This is a genomic window from Saccharopolyspora sp. NPDC003752, assembly GCF_053605825.1.
Map to the genome: position 1 here is coordinate 17,862 of NZ_JBSGJZ010000067.1, position 17,763 is coordinate 35,624.

Genomic DNA, 17,763 nt, shown 5'->3' on the forward strand with positions numbered 1-17,763 from the left:
GATCGGGGCCGGATCGCGGTGTGATGCCGCTCGCCCCGGTGTGAACTTGAGTCGTTCCAGAAGCTAACTTCAGCAGTCGTGTTCACGGATTGGCTCGAACTGGCGCTGCTCGTCGTCGTCGGCTTCCTGTCCGGCGCGATCAACGCCGTGGCCGGCGGCGGATCCCTGCTGGTCTTCCCGGCCCTGCTGGCGACCGGGATGTCGCCGCTGGTGGCCAACGTGACCAACTCGGTGGCGCAGGGGCCGGGGTTCGTCGGCGCCGCGATCAGCCAGCGCAAGGACCTCACCGGCACGCCGCGGCGGGTGTGGCTGACCACGGTGGCCGCGGCCGTCGGGTCGGCGCTGGGCTGCGCGCTGCTGATGATCCTGCCGGGCAAGGTGTTCGACGCCGTGGTGCCCGCGCTGGTGGGGCTGTCCGCCGTGCTGATGGCGTTCCAGAACACCATCCGCAAGTGGCTGGGCACGCCGGGCGAGGACGCCCCGGACCGCACCGTGCTGCTGACGGTGGGAATCTTCCTGGCCTCGATCTACGGCGGCTACTTCGGCGGGGCGCGCAGCGTCATCCTGATCGCGATCCTGGTGCTGGCCGCCACCGACACCATGCGGCGGCTCAACGCGCTGAAGAGCTGGCTGGGGATGATCGGCAGCGCCGTGACGCTGGTCGTCTACGCGCTGATCGCGCCGGTGGACTGGATCGCGGTGCTGATGCTGGTGCCCACCACGGTGCTCGGCGGCTTCATCGGCGGGAAGCTGGCCCAGAAGCTGCCGTCGAACCTGCTGCGCTACCTGGTGGTGGTGATCGCCGCCGGAGTGGCGATCTACATGGCCCTCGACTGACGGGGCGAGCTTCCCGTTCTCAGGCGAAACCGGAGCCCGCCGACCGGGCGGGTGCCTGGGCGGATCCGCCCGATTTCAGGCAAAATCGGAGCCTCCGACCGGGGCGAGGCCGTCTTCGCAGCGGGGCGGTCTGCCCTGTTCCGGGTCGAATCGGAGGGCACCGGCCGGGTCGGTGCCCAACGGATCAGACCCCGAGGTCCTTGCGGAGCCGGTCCACGTGGCCCGTCGCCTTCACGTTGTACAGCGCCTTGGCGATCTTGCCCTCCGGGTCCACCACGAAGGTCGACCGGATCACGCCCTGCACCGTCTTGCCGTAGTTCTGCTTCTCGCCGAACGCGCCCCACGCCGTCATCACGGACTTGTCCGCGTCCGCCAGCAGCGGGAAGGTCAGGCCCTCCTCGTCGCGGAACTTCGCCAGCTTCGCCGGCTGGTCCGGGGAGATCCCGAGGACGTCGAAGCCCGCGTCGTTGAGCACCGCCAGGCTGTCCCGGAAGTCGCAGGCCTCCTTGGTGCAGCCGGGCGTGCTCGCCGCCGGGTAGAAGTAGACCACCACGGACCGGCCGCGGTAGTCGCCCAGGGACACGGTGTTGCCGTCGGCGTCCTGCAGTGCGAATTCGGGTGCCTTGTCGCCGGTCGAGAGTCGATTCTGTTCGCTCATGCTCCCGACGCTATCCGATGCGCCCGGCCGGCTCGTGGCCGGTGAAGCGACCGTCACTCGCGGACGAGCTCGCCGGTCGCCGGGGTCAGCTGCGAGACTTGGGTGACCTGCGGCCCGGCGGGCGCCTGATCCGCTGTCGCGATGAATCCGCCGACGAGCAGTCCGGCGACCGCAGAGGCGGTCAGGGCCAGCGCGCAGGTGGTGTACAGGCGGATGGACACCGCGATTTCCTTCCGGTGGCAGGGGATTTGCGACGATGGAACGTCGACGTGATGCTGATCGACTTCGCCGACCGGTTCGTTACCGATGTCCCCCGTACGGGTTATCGACGGTTTCGAGTTGCAGGTCGCGGGCACCCCGCGTAGACGGGTGGGTGGCCCGCCCCACCGACCGCCGGAGGATCACCATGCCCACCGTCGCCGACCAGTTCATCGAAGTGCTCGTGCAAGCCGGCGTCCGCCGGATCTACGGCATCGTCGGGGACAGCCTCAACCCGGTGGTCGACGCCGTCCGCCGCACCGACGGCATCGAGTGGGTGCACGTGCGCCACGAGGAGGCCGCGGCGTTCGCGGCCGGCGCCGAGGCGCAGCTGACCGGGCGGCTGGCGGTGTGCGCGGGCAGCTGCGGGCCGGGCAACCTGCACCTGATCAACGGCCTGTTCGACGCGCACCGCAGCGGGGCGCCGGTGCTGGCGCTCGCCTCGCACATCCCGTCCGAGCAGATCGGGACCGGGTTCTTCCAGGAAACCCATCCCGAGGAGCTGTTCAACGAGTGCAGCCACTTCTGCGAGCTGCTCTCGCAGCCCGAGCAGATGCCGCGCCTGCTGCGCACCGCGATCCAGACCGCGTCCGGCCGGCGCGGCGTCTCGGTGCTGGTGCTGCCGGGCGACGTCGCGCAGAAGTCGGTCGCCCGGCCCACCGGCCAGGGCATCGTCGAGTGCGAGCCGCCCGTCGTGGTGCCGTCGGAGGACCAGGTGGCCGCGCTCGCGGAGAAGCTGAACGCCGCGCAGCGGCCGATGTTGTTCTGCGGTTCGGGGACTCGCGGCGCGCACCGGGAGGTCATGGAGCTCGCCGGGCGGCTGAACGCGCCGGTCGGGCATGCGCTGCGGGGCAAGGAATGGATCCAGTACGACAACCCCTTCGACGTCGGGATGAGCGGGCTGCTCGGCTACGGCGCCTGCTACGACGCGATGCACCGCGCGGACCTGGTCGTGCTGCTGGGCACCGACTTCCCGTACGACAACTTCCTGCCGCAGGCCAACACCGTGCAGGTGGACATCGAACCCGCGCACCTGGGGCGGCGCACGGTCCTGGACCTGGCCGTGCACGGCGACGTCGGGGAGACCATCCGCGCAGTGCTGCCGCGCCTTTCGCAGAAGGCGGACCGGTCCTTCCTGGACCGGATGCTGCGCGAGCACGCAGGCCAGCTGGAGCGCGTCGTCGACGCCTACACGCGGAACGTCGAGACGCAGGTGCCGATCCACCCGGAGTACGTCGCCGACGTCCTCGACGACCTCGCCGCCGACGACGCCGTGTTCACAGTGGACACCGGGATGTGCAACGTGTGGGCGGCCCGCTACATCACGCCGAACGGCCGGCGCCGGGTGCTCGGCTCCTTCGTGCACGGTTCGATGGCCAACGCGCTGCCGCAGGCCATCGGGGCGCAGATCGCCGATCCGGGGCGCCAGGTGATCTCGATGTCCGGCGACGGCGGGCTTTCCATGCTGCTCGGCGACCTGCTGACGCTGCGCACCCACCGGTTGCCGGTGAAGGTCGTGGTCTTCAACAACTCCTCGCTGGGCATGGTGAAGCTGGAGATGCTGGTCGACGGGCTGCCCGACTTCGGCACCGACCACGACCACGTCGACTTCGCCGCGCTGGCCGCGGCCGCCGGGATGCACTCGGTGCGGGTGGAGAAGCCCGGCGAGGTGCGCGACGCGCTGGCCGACGCGCTGGGCCGACCGGGTCCGGCGCTGGTGGACGTGGTGACCGATCCCAACGCGCTGTCGATCCCGCCGCGCATCACCGGCGACCAGGTGAAGGGGTTCGCGCTCGCGGTCAGCCGCACGGTCCTCTCCGGCGGAGTGGGCAAGATGGTGCAGCTCGCGCGCAGCAACCTGCGCAACGTGCCGCGGCCGTAAGCCCCATCGCTCCGCGGCCGAGCGGCGCCCCGTCCTGCGAGCCAGGGCGGGGCGCCGCTGTGTTCGCGCCGCGCGGATTCGCTTGCCCGCCACGGCAAACGCAATTCCGGCAAGCCGCAATTCGGGTGACGCCCATTCGGCGCAATCTCTGGAATATGCCGGTAACCCTTCTGTCGTAAGGGTGATGGGGTGGTGACGCAATGTGGGGTTGCGTGGAGTATGGGGATCATGACAGTCAGTCCCACGGTGCGGCGTCGCCGTCTCGCCGCCGAATTGCGGCGGCTGCGAGCGCAGGCCGAGGTCACCCAGCAACAGGCCGCCACCCACCTCGGGTGCACGCAGGCGAAGATCGGGCGCTTCGAAACCGCGAAGCGGTCGCCTTCGGTCGGTGATGTCTCGGCATTGCTGGACTTCTACGGGGTGGACGGGGCCGAGCGGGATCAGCTGATCAACCTGGCGCGAGATGCCAGGAAGCGCGGATGGTGGCATTCGTACAGCGATGTCCTGCCGGAGTGGTACGAGACCTATGTGGGGCTCGAAGCCGAAGCTTCGTCAATTGACACGTACGAGTCCGAGGCCATTCCCGGACTGCTCCAGACGCGTGAATACGCCTATGCGCTGACCAAGGCCACGCTCATTCGAGCGGATGATTCGGAAATTACCCGAAGAGTAGATCTCCGAATACAGCGCCAGCAGCGGGTCGTCGGGGCGAATCCGCTGGAGCTGTGGGCCGTCGTCGGGGAAGCGGCGTTGCGCCGCCGCGTCGGTGGCAACGGCGTGTTGCGCCGCCAGCTGGAACACGTGCTCAAGCTGGTGGAAATGCCGCACGTGACGCTGCAGGTGATGCCGTTGGACGCCGGTGCCCATCCCGCCCAGGCCGGTCCGTTCGTCATCCTGCGCTACTCGAATAACGTCGACCCGGACGTGGTTTATCTGGAAACACATGTGGGCGGGCTTTACCTCGAAAGGGAGATCGAGCTATCGAACTACGTGATGATGATGGACCATTTACGCGCGCATGCGGTAGACCCTGAGGGTTCCGTGAAACTCCTCCAACAACGTATAGGAGAGCTGTAGATGTCAAGCATCACCGACTGGCGCACCAGCACCCGCACCCAGGGGCAGGGCCAGTGCGTCGAAGTCGGCTTCGGTTCCGACTACGTCGGAGTTCGCGACACCAAGAATCGCGCCGCCGGTCAGATCACCGTTGCGGTGCAGCGCTGGCACGAGTTCGTGCGCGGCCTGAAGCACGGTTGCTTCGACTCCTGACCAGCAGTGGCTCCGCTCCCGGGGAAGAGCGGAGCCACCATCACCGAACAGGTTCCCGGCAGGTCAGCCCCGTTGCAGGAACGGCGCGAGCAGCCCCGGGACCGCCTCTTCCGCCAGCCGCAGCCCCGTCTCGGTGCTCACGTCCGGCACCTCGTAGACGCTGTTCCCGGCCGCTGTCGTCGCACCGATGGTCAACAGGTCCGAGCGCCGCTGGAACACGGTCCTCCTGATGCGCCAGCCGATGATCCCCTCGCGCTGCAGCGCGACGGTGCGGCGAATCCCGGTGCCGGAGCGGGCGATCAGGTAGCGATCGGTGATCGCGTGACCGAGGTTGCGGTAGGCGTCCAGCGCGAAACCGATCGCCACCGCGACCGCGACCACCCCCACGGCCGCGGTCGCGGCGACCGGCAACCAGCCGATCACCGCCGTCGCCACGGCCGCCGCGATGAACGGGACGGCCGAAACGAGCGCCCAGGTGATGCGCCGCCGCAGCGCGGCGCGCGGGTGCCGGTGCAGTTCGCCGCCGAAGGGCGATTCCCGTTCCCGCAGGACCTCGGCCGCAACCCGGTGCGTCTCCGCGCGGGGAGCAGGCGGCAGCAGCGTCTTGTTGTCCGGCTGGTGTTCTTCCTTCTCCTGGTTCAGCCCGGTGGCCACGGCGTGCAGCCGCGCACCGCGGGCCCAGCGCAGCAGCAGCGGCTCCGCCAGCTCGACGCCGCGCAGGCGGCGTTCCTCCAGCGAGACCGACCGCGTGGTGAGCAGCCCGCGCTTCACCCGCAGCGTGTCGCCCCGTTCCCGGGTCAGCCGGAAGCCCCACCACATCTCCACGGACAGCGCGATGGCGCCGAGCACGCCGACGACCAGGGCGATGGCGGCCCCGACCCCGATGACCAGCCACAGCGACGTCGCCTGCACGGCCTGCCCGAGGCTGTCGAAGACGCCGAACGACTTCAGCAGTTCCTTGAACGACCCGATGCCCGAGGCGATCGCGCCCCAGACGATCAGCATGAACGACAGGGTCAGCGCGGAGAAGCGGAACCACGTCGGGTTGAGGCGGGCGAGCGTGGCCTCGCCGGCCTCGGTGCCGCCGACCCCGGCGCTCGCCGCGATGCCGGGCACGGTGACCGGCTCGCGGTACGCCACGGTGTCCGAAGTGGACGGGCCGCCGAAGAGCAGTTCCTGGCGCAGGGATTCGGCGTGGTGGCGGGAGATCGCGTCGAGCTTGAGCTCGCTGGCGTCGCTGGCCTGGCCGCCGGTGCCGACCTTCACCGTGGTGATGCCGAACAGCCGGTGGCCCGGGTCCGCCGTGAGGTCGACGCTGCGGATCCGCTCGCGCGGGATCCAGCGGTGGTTGCGGGTCAGGACGCCGTGGCGCAGCTCGAAGCGCTCGTCGGTGATCCGGTACCAGGTGAGCCACCAATCCGCCGCGCTGAACCCGGCGATCAGCACCGCGGCGCCGATCCAGATCAGCGCGGTGACCAGCAGGGTCGCGGGATTGGCGTCAGACAGGAACATGACCCCCGCGGTCGGCACCAGCGGCGCCAGCACCAGGACCGCGGCGGCCGCGATGGTCTTCGGGTCCAGGCGCCGCCACTGCCCGTCGATGACGCTGCTCATGTGGCATCTCCCGGGGTGGCCTGCGTGGTGGCCGTCAGGTGCTCGACGAGCGACGCCGCGACGTCCTTGTCGAGGCCGGCGATCGTCAGCGGGCCGGCGGCGGACGCCGTGGTGACCGTGACGCTGGACAGCTTGAACAGCTGCTGCAGCGGGCCCCGCACGGTGTCCACCGTCTGGATCCGGGACATCGGCGCGATGCGCCATTCCTGGCTCAGCCAGCCCTCGGCCGTGTAGACGGCGTCCTCGGTGGTTTCCCAGCGGTGCACGCGGTACCGCCATTGCGGCATCACCAGCACGTAGGGCACGCCGAGCACGGCGACCACGACGAGCGAGAGCAGCAGCCAGAACCGCGCGGGCGGGATGAACACCGCCGTGATCGCCAGCGCGATCAGCAGCGGGGCGACGAGAACCAGGGCCTGCGTCGTCCACCAGCCGATGGCGCGGCGTTCGACCCGGTTGCGCGGTGGCCGGAGCCGGAGCCCGGCGGAGTTCGTGTTGGTTCGGGCGGCCACTATCGGCCCCTCTCTGTTTCGCCTAGAGAGTGTTTCGAAGTTGGTTTGCGTAGCGGTGCGGGTGGCGGAACCTCAGATGCCACCTCGCTGTGGGATCCCCGACATCATGAATGACCAATTCACCACGTCGGGGCTGTCCTCGCGAGGAGCCATCTGAGAACCCGCGGCGGTGCGAGTTGAGTCCCACACCGCAAGCGGCTGCCGCCGCTTATAAAACACGACCTTGCTGGGGCCATTCTCGCAGCGTGCATCGCGGCCGGACGGTTCCCGGTTTCCCGGCGCGCCGGGGCCGGGCCGGGAAACCGGTTCGGTGTCGGCCCGTTCACAGCGACTTGAGCTGCGGCCAGATCTCCGTCCACGCGGCGAGTTTCCCGGTGCAGAGCCAGATCGGGATTTCGCCGTAGCCCACCTGGCGAACGTCGGAGAACTGCGTCCGCAGCGCGGTCGGGTCGCCGACGACGAGCACGGAGTCGATCTGCTCGGTCGGCGGCGAGAAGTAGCCGTAGCCGCGGTGCGGGCTGTAGACGTTCGGCAGTTCGTGTTGCGCGCTATCGACTTCGACCATCGCGGCGGTGACGTAGCTGTCGGCGAGGATCGCGGTGTGCTGCCGCTGTTCCGGCGTCAGCGCGGCATACGCGGCCGCCGAGTCGCGGCTCAGCGAATCCGCGGACGGCACCCCGAACATCGGGGTCATGACCGTGGACGCGAACATCATGTAGCCCGCAGCCGAGGCCGACAGCGCGAAGGCCGGCCAAGCCGTCCAGCCGAACCGGGTCCGCCGGGATTCCCGGCGCCGCTGGAATCCGACGGCTCCGGCGGCGAGCGACACGCCGTAGAGGCCGATCAGGTAGTACGGCCGGCCGGCGGTTGCGACGAAGAACCCGTACAGCAGCACGGTCGTGACGGCGAAGAACCGGTACGACCGCAGCTCGGGAGAGCGCATGAGCCGCGAGAGTCCGAACAGGAACAGCGCGGCACCAGCGATTCCGGCGTAGAGCACGAGAGTGACGGCGGTGCCGTTGCGGCCACCGGAGAGCATCGGCGACTCGTCCGCGACGATCGAGCCCATCTGGAGCTGCGGCCAGCCGTTGAACGCCTGCCAGAGCACCGTCGGCAGGGCGATCAGCGCCGCGGTGCCGACGCCGCCCCAGAACATCGGGCGGCGCAGGACGTCCCGCGGGCCGACCAGGAGCACGCTGACCAGCAGCGCCACGCACAGGATCGCGACCTGGAACTTCATCTGCATGTTGATGCCGAGCAGCACGCCGAACAGCAGCAGCAGTCGATCGTCCGGACGGCCCAGGTCGCGCAGCCGGACCCAGCGCACCAAGCACCACGTGAGCGCGAGCCACAACATCGGTTCGAAGGTGTAGGGCGTGACCCAGTGCCCGACCAGCGCGGTCCACAGCCCGGTGGCCCCGGCCGCGCCGGCCAGCGCCTGGGCCCGCCGGTCGCCGCCGAACTCGCGGGCGAGCAGCGCGGTCAGCACGACGATCGCGGCGGTCGCGAGCACCGCGGGCAGCCGCAGCACCGGCATCATCCCCGGCGCGATCCAGTCCATCGCCGCCGCGATCAGCGGCGCCAGCGGCGGTTGGTCGACGTAGCCCCAGTCCGGGTGGTACTTCCCGGCCGCGAGCATGTAGGCCTCGTCGATCCAGAACCCGCCGAACGGGCTGAAGGCCAGGTGGGCGGCCGCGACGAGGCCGGCGATGGTGAACACCGGACCCTTCGCCAGCGGTGGCAGCTCGGCGCGGGTCGGCGGTGGTTGTTGCGGGCTGAGCAGCTGGGCGCTCATCGGTTCCCCCAGGTCTCGACTGGACTGTGCGTCCATTGGAACCCGGTTGATCATCTTGCCGACACCGCGCTTCGTAGCGGTTCGGGCGACCGAAAGTTGCGGCTCCGGGAGGCCGGTGCAACTTTCGTCTATCCCCGGCCGTCGCGAGTGGGTTCTTCGCCGATTCCGAACACCCGGTTGACTACCGTGTTCCACGTGAAGCGCCCGTTGTGGCGGCTGTTGTGGAACTCCAAGCGGGAGGCCGCGTTCGACGTGTGCCTCGTGATCGGGTTGCACCTGCTCGGCCGCGTCCTCGCCGTCCTCTACCCGTCGGATACGCCGCCCGAGGTGTACGACTGGATCGGCGGGCTGTGGGCGAACGACCTGCTGATGACCCTGCTGGACATCGCGTTGCTGACCCGGCGGCGCTTCCCGGTGGCCATCATGGCCGTGACCACGGTGCTCTCGCTCGCGCAGGTGCTGCTGATCGAGTTCGGCCCCGGCCCCCTGCTGGCGATCAACCAGCACGACGACCCGTGGGTCCCGGGCCTGACACCGTGGATCGTCTACGCCGTCGCGGCTTACACGGAGGGCCGCACCAGGCGGTTCCTCGCCTGGGACATGGTCGCCATCGTCACCGTGATCGCGATCCGGCCGTGGGATCCGAACTTCCGGGACCTCTTGGTCGTCTCGGTGTTGTGGACGATCTTCCCGGCCGTCCTGGGGCTCTACATCGGCGCGCGTCGCCGGCTGGTGCAGGCGTTGCGGGAACGCGTCGAGCGGGCCGAGTACGAGCAGGAACTGCTCGCCGAGCAGGCCCGGGCGGACGAGCGGACGCGGCTGGCCACCGAGATGCACGACGTGGTCACGCACCGGGTCAGCCTCATGGTGCTGCAGGCCGGTGCGCTGGGGGTGGCGGCTGAGGACCCGGAGATCAGGCAGGCCGCCGAGGAGCTGCGCACCAGCGGCTGCGAAGCGCTGGAGGAACTGCGGGATCTCGTCGGCGTGCTGCGGCGCGGCTCCGTCGAGGACGAGGGCCTCCCCGCCTCGGCCCCGCCGACCGAGGTGCCGGACCTGTCGGAGCTGATCGGCCGGTCCGAGGCGGTCGGGGTACCCGTCGAGTTCACTGTGGACGGTGATCCGGCGATGGTCTCGTCGGCGGTCGGGCGGACCGCCTACCGCGTGGTGCAGGAGGCGCTGACGAACGTCCACAAGCACGCGTTCGGCTCGCGGGTGAGCGTGCACGTGATCTACAGCGACGACCGGCTGCGGCTGGTCATCCGCAACAGCGAGCCGCCGGGCCGCGCGGCGGCGGACCTGGCGGGCAGCGGCTCGGGATCCGGCCTGCTCGGGTTGCAGCAGCGGGTGGAGCTGGTCGGCGGGACGTTCCACGCCCGGGCCGGCGGCGACGGTGGCTTCGAGGTGGATGTGATACTCCCTGCGTACGTGCCCACGGGGGAGGCGGTCGGCGATGAGTGATCCCATCCGGGTCGTCGTGGTGGACGACGAACCGATGGTCTGCGCGCACCTGCGCACCATCCTCGGTTCGGCCGAGGACATCGAGGTCGTCGACGACGCGCAGGACGGCGCGGCGGCCGTCGAGTGCGTGGTGCGGCACCGGCCGCACGTGGTGCTGATGGACCTGCGGATGCCGGGCGTGGACGGGCTGACCGGGATCGAGCGGATCTGCAAGCTGCCCGATCCGCCCGCCGTGGTGGCGCTGACGACCTTCGACGCCGACAAGTACGTGCTGCGCGCGCTGCGGGCCGGGGCGGCCGGGTTCCTGGTCAAGTCGACGCCGCCGGAGGACTTGATCGGGCTGGTCCGGGTCGCCGCCGACGGGCACACCGTGCTCTCCCAGGAGGCGAAGAAGCGGCTGCTCGCGGCGTCGGGGGAGGAGCAGAGCAGCCGGCAGCGGGCGGTGGAGCTGGTGCGCGATCTGACCGACCGCGAGATCGAGGTGCTCACCTGCCTGGGGCAGGGGCTGGCCAACGCGCAGATCGCGGAGCGGCTGTTCCTGTCGGAGGCGACGGTGAAGAGCTACGTGTCGCGGATGCTGGTGAAGCTGTCCTGCGCGAACCGGCTCCAGGCCGGGCTGCTCGCCTACGACGCGGGCCTGGTGCCGAGGTAGGCCGTCCTCGCGGCGTGCGCGGGCGTTACGCCGAGAGGTTTAACGATCAACCGATCGGGCTCCCCCGATTGGCTCTGGAATATTCCATCGGAAAAAAGGTAAACCAGACGTGGCACGTTCCGATCGAGGCGGTCGGGGCCTCGGAGCGAGCCAGCCGTCGGTTCGGGGATCGACGGCGACACCGGTCGGAGGGGTCCGGCCGAGGTTGGGGTGTCCCCGGTGCAAATCGGGGTGCACCGGGGACATTTCCACGCGCGCCCGGTCGATTCGTGCTCCCGGCGCCGGAAAGGCCGAGTCTTGCGAGGAATTCGCGAGCAGTTCGTCTGCCTGCCGGTGGGCGTTCGCGTTCGCCCGTCGGCGGCGCATGCCGAATCCGCCGCGATGGCAACGAAAAGTAGCCAAGCCGGTTGACGCGCGCCGCCCCTTGATGTAGATCGGTTGGTTTCCGATTGTGGAAAGTGGTTGCGCGGACTGGTTAAAACGGCAAATTCGGAGGCTTTCCCGGTACGTGGGGCGCCGATATCGTTTCGGTCAAGTTCGTCGCTGTGCGTAACGGTTTCGGCGGAAGGCAGGCCGCCGGGGCGAAATCGCCAGCGACCATCGGGACAAGGAGTGCAACCATGGTCGATGCCCCACGTCGCCTGGCCCGGCTCGCCGGAGTCGCCGCGATCGCCGTCGCCGGTCTGACGACGGCTTCCGTCGCGCAAGCCCAGCCGTCGGACGTCAGCCCGTTCATCGTCGGCGGCGAAGACGCCAACATCGCCGACCACCCGTTCACCGTCGCGCTGGTGACCCCGGACGGTCAGCAGTTCTGCGGCGGCTCGCTGGTCGCCCCGGACAAGGTCCTCACCGCCGCGCACTGCACCGTCGGCTCGCAGCCGGCGGACATCAACGTGGTCAGCGGCCGCACCGTGATCAGCTCGGACGAGGGCACCGTCTCGAAGGTGACCAACGTCTGGGTGCACCCCGAGTACCAGGACGCCTCGCAGGGCTTCGACGTCTCGGTCCTCACCCTCGAGGCCCCGGTGCAGGAGGCGCCGATCGAGCTGGCCACCGCCGACGACCCGGGCTACGCGCCGGACAGCCAGGCCACGATCCTGGGCTGGGGCAACACCACCGAGGGCGGCCAGCAGGCCGACAACCTGCAGAAGGCCACCGTGCCGGTGACTTCCGACGACACCTGCAAGGGCGCGTACGGCGAGTACAACCCGGACGCCATGGTGTGCGCCGGCGTGCCGGAAGGCGGCGTGGACACCTGCCAGGGCGACTCGGGCGGCCCGATGGTCGTGGACAACAAGCTGATCGGCGTCACGTCGTGGGGCGAGGGCTGCGCCCGCCCGGGCAAGCCGGGCGTGTACGCCCGCGTCGGTGCCTACCACGACGACATCGCGGCGCAGATCGGTTCCTGACCCCGATCCCGTGAGCGGTGACGGCAGCCCTGGAGGCCCGTCACCCCTCACGACCAGCAATGGACGAGCCGTGGGCGGTGCGCCGCCCACGGCTCGCTGCTACTCGGAACCGGCCTTGCGCAGCCAGATCGACAGGCCGAGTTCGGCGTCGGAGTGCTCGGCGAAACCCCCGGCGGGAGCGGGGGTTTCGCCGATTTCGACGGCCAGCACGGCGGCGGCGATCTCCCCGGCGTGGGCCTGCAGCGCCTCGCGCAGCTCGCCGGTCGCCCGCCAGCGCAATGCGATCCGGTCGGTGATGTCGAGCCCGTCCCGCTTGCGGCAGTCCTGCACGAAGCGGATCGCCTCGCGGGCCAGCCCCGCGCGCCTGAGCTCCGGCGTGATCGCGGTGTCCAGCGCGATGGTCACCTCGCGCTGCGATTCCACCACCCAGCCGGTGCGCGGCACCTCGCTGATGATCACGTCGTCGCCGGTGAGCGGCTCGGCCTGCCCCTCGACCTCGATCGTGGCCCGGCCCGTCGTTCGCAGTTCCCGGGCCAGCTCGCCCGGATCGGCGGCGCCGACGGCCGCCGCGGCCTGCTGCGTGCGGTTGCCGAACCGCTTGCCCAGTGCGCGGAAGTTCGGCTTCACCGACACGTCCAGCACCTCACCGGCGCCGCCGAGCGGTTCGATGTGGCGCACGTTGAGCTCGTCGGCGAGGTCGGCGAGCAGTTCCGCCGGCAGCGCGGCGCTGACCAGCGCGCGGTCCAGCGGCTGGCGCACCTTGATGCCGCTGCTCTTGCGCGCCGCGCGGCCCGCCTCGGCCAGCCGGCGCTCGACGTCCACTTCGGACAGCATGGCGTCGTCGACCAGCGCGGGATCCGGGTCCGGCCAGGTGGCGAGGTGCACCGATTCCGGCGCGCCCGGCCGGCCCGGGCGGACGACGTCCTGCCACACCTGCTCGGTGATGAACGGGACGAACGGCGCGAGGAGCCTGGTCAGCACGTCCAGGCAGTCGTGCAGGGTGCGCAGGGCGTTGCGGTCGCCGTCCCAGAAGCGCTGCCGCGAGCGGCGGACGTACCAGTTCGACAGGTCGTCGACGAACTCCGCCAGCGCCCGCCCGGCGCCCGCGGTGTCGTAATCCTCCAGCCGCGCGTCGACCTCGCCGGCCAGCCGGTTGACCCGCGCGAGCACCCAGCGGTCCAGGACCGGGCGCCCGGCGGGCGGATCGGCGTCCGCCGGGATCCAGTCGACGAGCGAGGCGTAGCGGCTGAAGAACGATGCGGTGTTCCAGTACGTCATGAGCACCTTGCGGACGATCTCCTGCAAGGGCCCGTGCCCCACCCGCCGCGCCGACCAGGGCGAACCCGAGCAGAGCATGAACCACCGCAGGGCGTCGGCGCCGTGCGCCTCCATCAGCGGCAGCGGTTCCAGCACGTTGCCGAGGTGCTTGCTCATCTTCCGGCCGTCCTCGGACATGATGTGCCCCAGGCACACGACGTTCTCGTACGCGGAGCGGTCGAACAGCAGCGTGCCGACCGCCATCAGGGTGTAGAACCAGCCGCGGGTCTGGTCGATCGCCTCGCAGATGTACTGCGCCGGATAGCTCTTCGCCAGCTCCGCGACGCTGCCCGGCGCGTGCGGATAACCGAGCTGCGCGAAGGGCATCGAGCCCGAGTCGAACCAAGCGTCGACGACCTCGGGCACCCGCGCTGCGGAGCGCCGGCAGGCCGGGCAGGGGAACTCGATCTCGTCCAGGTAGGGGCGGTGCGGGTCGAGGTCGGTGAAGTCCTGGCCGGTCAGCCCGCCGAGCTCGGCGCGGGAACCGACCGCAGTGACGTGCCCCTCCGGGCACCGCCACAGCGGCAGCGGCGTGCCCCAGTAGCGGCTGCGCGACAGCGCCCAGTCGACGTTGTTGTCCAGCCAGTTCCCGTAGCGGCCGTGCTTGACGTTCGGCGGGAACCAGTTCGTGCGCTCGTTCTCCCGCTGCAGCGCTTCCCGGATCGCCGTGGTGCGGATGTACCAGGACAGCTGCGCGTAGTACATCAGCGGCGTGTGGCAGCGCCAGCAGTGCGGGTACGGGTGCTCGAAAGTGCTGTAGCGGAACAGCAGATCCCGGTGCTGGAGGTCTTCGACCAGCACCGCGTCGGCGTCCTTGAAGAACATCCCGCCGACCAGCGGGACCCCGGCGGCGAACCGGCCGTCGCCGTCGACCGGGTTCACCACGGGCAGGTCGTTCTCGCGGCAGACGGCCAGGTCGTCGGCGCCGAAGGCGGGCGCCTGGTGCACCAGGCCGGTGCCGTCCTCCGTGGACACGTACTCGGCGAGCACCACCCGGTGCGCGTCCGGGATGTCGACCAGGTCGAACGGCCGCCGGTACCGCAGCCCGGCCAGCTCGGTGCCCCGCAGCGTCGCGAGCACCTCGCCGTCCGCGCCCAGCACCGCCTCGACCAGCGGCGCGGCCACCACGAAGGTGCCGCGCACGGTTCGCACCACCTGGTAGTCGACCTCCGGGTGCACCGCGACCGCGGTGTTGGACACCAGCGTCCACGGCGTGGTCGTCCAGATCAGCAGGTCGGCGTTCCGGTGCCCGGCGACCGGGCCGTCGACCGGGAACCGCACGTAGGCCGAGGGGTCGTGCACGTTCTCGTAGCCCTGCGCCACCTCGTGGTCGGACAGCGTCGTCTCGTCGCGCGGGCAGTACGGCGCCACCCGGTAGTCCTCGACCAGCAGCCCCGCGTCGAAGATCTGCTTCAGCGCCCACCACGCGCTGTCCACGTAGCCCGGCGACATCGTCCAGTAGGCCTCGGACAGGTCGATCCAGTAGCCCATCCGCCGCGTCACGGCCTCGAACTCGCCGACGTAGCGCTGCACCGACTCCCGGCAGCGGGCGTTGAACTCGGCGATGCCGATGCGCTCGATGTCCCGCTTGCCGCTGATGCCGAGCTCCTTCTCGACGGCCAGCTCCACCGGCAGCCCGTGGCAGTCCCAGCCCGCGCGGCGCGGCACGGAGCAGCCCTTCATCGTCTTGAACCGCGGGAAGACGTCCTTGAACGCCCGCGCCTCGACGTGGTGCGTGCCGGGCGTCCCGTTCGCCGTCGGCGGACCCTCGTAGAACACCCAGCGCGGACCGCCTGCGGACTGGGCGAGGCTGCGCTCGAACACCTCGCGGTCGCGCCACCACTCGATGATGCGCCGCTCCACGGCGGGCAGTTCGATCGAGGGCTCGACCGGCCGAAACGGCGTTTCAGGCTGCTGCATCCTTATATGCTCACACCTTCCCCGGCCGCGGACCGGGGGAAAGCTCCCGCGAGACGGCTGGAGGGTGCGATGTCGCTGCCGGTGGTGTCCGAGGAGGTCCGGCGGGCCGTCGTCGAGGGGCGGCCGGTCGTGGCGCTGGAGTCGACGATCATCACCCACGGGCTGCCGCGCCCGGACAACGGCGAGGTGGCGCGGGCGGCCGAGCGGCAGATCCGCGCGGCCGGGGCGGTGCCCGCGACGATCGGCGTCGTCGACGGAGTCGCGACGGTCGGCCTGACGGGAGCGCAGCTCGACCGGCTGGCCGGCGACCGCGCCGCGGCGAAGGCGAGCGTCCGGGACCTGCCGGTCGCGGCGGCGAAGCGCCGCAACGCCGGGACCACCGTCGCGGCGACGTCGTTCCTGGCGCACCGCGCGGGTATCCGCGTGTTCGCCACCGGCGGGCTCGGCGGGGTGCACCACGGCGCGGCGACGAGCTTCGACGAATCGGCCGACCTGGTGACCCTGGCCGCCACGCCGCTGGTCGTGGTCAGCGCCGGGGTGAAGTCCATTTTGGACGTCGCCGCCACGCTGGAACGGCTGGAGACGCTGAACATCCCGGTGCTCGGCTACCGGACGTCGCGCTTCCCGGGCTTCTACGTCGCCGATTCCGGCCACGAGATCGAGTACTCGGCCGACACCCCGGAGGAGGTCGCGGCGGCAGTTGCGGCCCGGGACGAGCTGGGCCTGCGCTCGGCGGTTCTGGTGGCCAACCCGGTGCCGGCGGACGAGCAGCTCGACCCGGCCCTGCACGACCGTGCGCTGGCCGAGGCGTGGGAGGAAGCCCGGCGGCAGGGCGTCGGCGGCCACGACATCACGCCGTTCCTGCTCGACCGGATCCGCACCGCCACCGGCGGGCGCAGCCTGGCGGTCAACATCGCGGTCTACCGGAACAACATCGAGCTGGCCACCGCGATCGCCACCGCCCTGGCCGGGGCGCCCTAGGGCGGTTTCACGCGAAACCGCCGTTCGGCATGCGCGGGGATGGCGGTTTCGCGCGAAACCGCCACGCCTCTCGCGTGCCAGCGCTGCGGCCGGGGTGCACTCGGCGGGCCGGGTTTTTCCGGAGTCCGAAAGTGCTCGCTGGCCCGCCGGAGCAGCGCAGTTGGGTCGCTTGGACGAGCTGCGCGGTCCCGGCTCGCCCGCTGTACTGTTCAGTAGGTCGTGCGGGGGTCAGCGCGGCGGCAACGGAGCAGGAGGAAACTCGGCGTGAAGGCGGAATCGGCCACCGCTGAACAGGCGGGCAGTGGGCAGAACGTGGTCAAGTCCGCCGACCGCGCGCTGGTGATCCTGGAGCTGCTCTCCCGCGGCCGGCACCGGCTCAGCGACATCGCCGAAATCCTCCGGCTGCCGCTGTCCAGCGTGCACGGCCTGCTCGGCACCCTGGTGCACCGCGGCTTCGCCGAGTTCGACCAGACCACCCGCACCTACGGACTCGGGCTGAAGGCGTGGACCGTCGGCCAGGGCTACACCGGGCACCGCGACATCGTCGGCCTGGCGCTGCCGCTGATGGAGCAGCTCGCGCAGCAGACGGGCGAGACGGTGCAGCTGTCCCGGCTGGACGGCACCGAGAACGTCTACATCGCCATCGCCGAATCGCCGCAGCCGATGAAGCTGGTGTCCGCGGTGGGCATGCGGCTGCCCGCGCACGCCGTCGGGCTGGGCAAGGCGCTGCTGGCGGGGCTGCCGGGCGACGAGCTGGAGCGCCGGTACCGCGGCGTGCACCTGGAGCGCTACACGGAGAACACCGTCACCGAGCCGGCCGAGCTGCTGGCCGAGGTGGAGCAGGCCCGCGTCCGCGGCTACGCCGTCGACGACGAGGAGTACATCATCGGCTGCCGCTGCGTCGCGATGCCGATCCACGACCACTCCGGCGCGGTGGTGGCGGCCATGTCGGTCTCCGCGCCGACGCCGCGTTGCGGGCCGGACTGGACCGACGAGACCCGCGCCCCGCTGTCCACTGTGGTCTCCTCCGTGGAGCAGCAGCTCCGCCGCTGATCAGGCTTCGCGCGCTGGCTCCGGCCGGAAGGATGGCGATTTCGCGCGAAATCGCCATCCGGCACGCGTGGGGAGTGGCGATTTCGCGCGAAAAAGCCCCCACACCAGCCCAACAGGATGGAGCGCGTGGGCAGGCCCCCCCACAAAC

At 70.6% G+C, this 17,763-nt stretch carries 15 protein-coding genes; 9 read left to right on the forward strand and 6 right to left on the reverse strand.

Annotation, left to right across the window (positions count from 1 at the left end; translation table 11 throughout):
- Positions 1–78: 78 nt before the first annotated feature.
- Complete coding sequence (locus ACWEV3_RS41975) at positions 79–837, forward strand: sulfite exporter TauE/SafE family protein (RefSeq protein WP_452619247.1); 759 nt, start codon at positions 79–81, stop codon at positions 835–837.
- Between the two features lie 184 nt (positions 838–1,021).
- Here the strand turns inward: ACWEV3_RS41975 and bcp are convergent, their stop codons facing one another.
- Together bcp and ACWEV3_RS41985 are read right to left on the reverse strand one after the other, a co-directional pair.
- Entirely contained in the window at positions 1,022–1,495 is a 474-nt protein-coding gene (bcp, locus tag ACWEV3_RS41980) for a thioredoxin-dependent thiol peroxidase (protein WP_132482522.1), read from the reverse strand.
- Positions 1,496–1,548: 53 nt separating this feature from the next.
- Entirely contained in the window at positions 1,549–1,716 is a 168-nt protein-coding gene (locus ACWEV3_RS41985; RefSeq protein WP_452619248.1) for a hypothetical protein, read from the reverse strand.
- Between the two features lie 185 nt (positions 1,717–1,901).
- On the opposite strand from ACWEV3_RS41985, the gene ACWEV3_RS41990 reads away from it, so the two are divergent.
- From ACWEV3_RS41990 to ACWEV3_RS42000, 3 genes are all read left to right on the forward strand, one after another.
- On the forward strand, positions 1,902–3,635 hold the full coding sequence (locus tag ACWEV3_RS41990; RefSeq protein ID WP_452619249.1) for a pyruvate dehydrogenase: 1,734 nt from the start codon (positions 1,902–1,904) through the stop codon (positions 3,633–3,635).
- A 228-nt stretch (positions 3,636–3,863) separates the two neighbouring features.
- The gene (locus ACWEV3_RS41995; protein ID WP_452619250.1) at positions 3,864–4,712 is read left to right on the forward strand and encodes a helix-turn-helix domain-containing protein; all 849 of its coding nucleotides are present in this window, start codon (positions 3,864–3,866) and stop codon (positions 4,710–4,712) included.
- Positions 4,713–4,904, forward strand: a complete 192-nt coding sequence (locus tag ACWEV3_RS42000; RefSeq protein WP_452619251.1) for a DUF397 domain-containing protein — start codon at positions 4,713–4,715, stop codon at positions 4,902–4,904. It begins immediately after the preceding gene.
- Positions 4,905–4,967: 63 nt separating this feature from the next.
- Here ACWEV3_RS42000 and ACWEV3_RS42005 read toward each other — a convergent pair whose 3' ends face one another.
- From ACWEV3_RS42005 to ACWEV3_RS42015, 3 genes are all read right to left on the reverse strand, one after another.
- A complete protein-coding gene (locus ACWEV3_RS42005; RefSeq protein ID WP_452619252.1) occupies positions 4,968–6,518 on the reverse strand; it encodes a PH domain-containing protein in 1,551 nt (516 codons plus the stop codon).
- Complete coding sequence (locus ACWEV3_RS42010; protein WP_452619253.1) at positions 6,515–7,030, reverse strand: PH domain-containing protein; 516 nt, start codon at positions 7,028–7,030, stop codon at positions 6,515–6,517. Before ACWEV3_RS42010 ends, ACWEV3_RS42005 begins: the two co-directional genes overlap by 4 nt.
- A gap of 322 nt (positions 7,031–7,352) precedes the next feature.
- Positions 7,353–8,825 (reverse strand): glycosyltransferase family 39 protein, encoded by a 1,473-nt coding sequence (locus tag ACWEV3_RS42015; protein WP_452619254.1) that lies wholly within the window; start codon positions 8,823–8,825, stop codon positions 7,353–7,355.
- Positions 8,826–9,020: 195 nt separating this feature from the next.
- Between ACWEV3_RS42015 and ACWEV3_RS42020 the strand changes: the two genes are divergently transcribed.
- The 3 genes from ACWEV3_RS42020 to ACWEV3_RS42030 all read left to right on the forward strand — a co-directional run bounded on the left by ACWEV3_RS42020 (position 9,021) and on the right by ACWEV3_RS42030 (position 12,344).
- Positions 9,021–10,283, forward strand: a complete 1,263-nt coding sequence (locus ACWEV3_RS42020) for a sensor histidine kinase (protein ID WP_452619255.1) — start codon at positions 9,021–9,023, stop codon at positions 10,281–10,283.
- Complete coding sequence (locus tag ACWEV3_RS42025) at positions 10,276–10,935, forward strand: response regulator (RefSeq protein WP_452619256.1); 660 nt, start codon at positions 10,276–10,278, stop codon at positions 10,933–10,935. Before ACWEV3_RS42020 ends, ACWEV3_RS42025 begins: the two co-directional genes overlap by 8 nt.
- Before the next feature lie 620 nt (positions 10,936–11,555).
- Positions 11,556–12,344: a S1 family peptidase gene (locus ACWEV3_RS42030; protein WP_452619257.1), complete on the forward strand. Its 789-nt coding sequence runs from the start codon at positions 11,556–11,558 to the stop codon at positions 12,342–12,344.
- A 99-nt stretch (positions 12,345–12,443) separates the two neighbouring features.
- Here ACWEV3_RS42030 and ileS read toward each other — a convergent pair whose 3' ends face one another.
- Positions 12,444–15,581: an isoleucine--tRNA ligase gene (gene ileS / locus ACWEV3_RS42035; protein WP_452619258.1), complete on the reverse strand. Its 3,138-nt coding sequence runs from the start codon at positions 15,579–15,581 to the stop codon at positions 12,444–12,446.
- A gap of 69 nt (positions 15,582–15,650) precedes the next feature.
- On the opposite strand from ileS, the gene ACWEV3_RS42040 reads away from it, so the two are divergent.
- Together ACWEV3_RS42040 and ACWEV3_RS42045 are read left to right on the forward strand one after the other, a co-directional pair.
- Entirely contained in the window at positions 15,651–16,562 is a 912-nt protein-coding gene (locus tag ACWEV3_RS42040; protein WP_452619259.1) for a pseudouridine-5'-phosphate glycosidase, read from the forward strand.
- 264 nt (positions 16,563–16,826) lie between these two features.
- Positions 16,827–17,615 (forward strand): IclR family transcriptional regulator, encoded by a 789-nt coding sequence (locus ACWEV3_RS42045; protein ID WP_452619260.1) that lies wholly within the window; start codon positions 16,827–16,829, stop codon positions 17,613–17,615.
- Positions 17,616–17,763 lie beyond the last annotated feature (148 nt).

What these genes read in the sequence shown, in the direction of transcription:
- ACWEV3_RS42000 (WP_452619251.1), top strand. Translation starts at nt 4,713, where the DNA reads ATGTCAAGCATCACCGACTGGCGCACCAGCACCCGCACCCAGGGGCAG.
- ACWEV3_RS42005 (WP_452619252.1), bottom strand. Translation starts at nt 6,518, where the DNA reads ATGAGCAGCGTCATCGACGGGCAGTGGCGGCGCCTGGACCCGAAGACC.
- ACWEV3_RS42040 (WP_452619259.1), top strand. Translation starts at nt 15,651, where the DNA reads ATGTCGCTGCCGGTGGTGTCCGAGGAGGTCCGGCGGGCCGTCGTCGAG.
- ACWEV3_RS42025 (WP_452619256.1), top strand. Translation starts at nt 10,276, where the DNA reads ATGAGTGATCCCATCCGGGTCGTCGTGGTGGACGACGAACCGATGGTC.
- ileS (WP_452619258.1), bottom strand. Translation starts at nt 15,581, where the DNA reads ATGCAGCAGCCTGAAACGCCGTTTCGGCCGGTCGAGCCCTCGATCGAA.
- bcp (WP_132482522.1), bottom strand. Translation starts at nt 1,495, where the DNA reads ATGAGCGAACAGAATCGACTCTCGACCGGCGACAAGGCACCCGAATTC.
- ACWEV3_RS41990 (WP_452619249.1), top strand. Translation starts at nt 1,902, where the DNA reads ATGCCCACCGTCGCCGACCAGTTCATCGAAGTGCTCGTGCAAGCCGGC.
- ACWEV3_RS41995 (WP_452619250.1), top strand. Translation starts at nt 3,864, where the DNA reads ATGACAGTCAGTCCCACGGTGCGGCGTCGCCGTCTCGCCGCCGAATTG.
- ACWEV3_RS42030 (WP_452619257.1), top strand. Translation starts at nt 11,556, where the DNA reads ATGGTCGATGCCCCACGTCGCCTGGCCCGGCTCGCCGGAGTCGCCGCG.
- ACWEV3_RS42015 (WP_452619254.1), bottom strand. Translation starts at nt 8,825, where the DNA reads ATGAGCGCCCAGCTGCTCAGCCCGCAACAACCACCGCCGACCCGCGCC.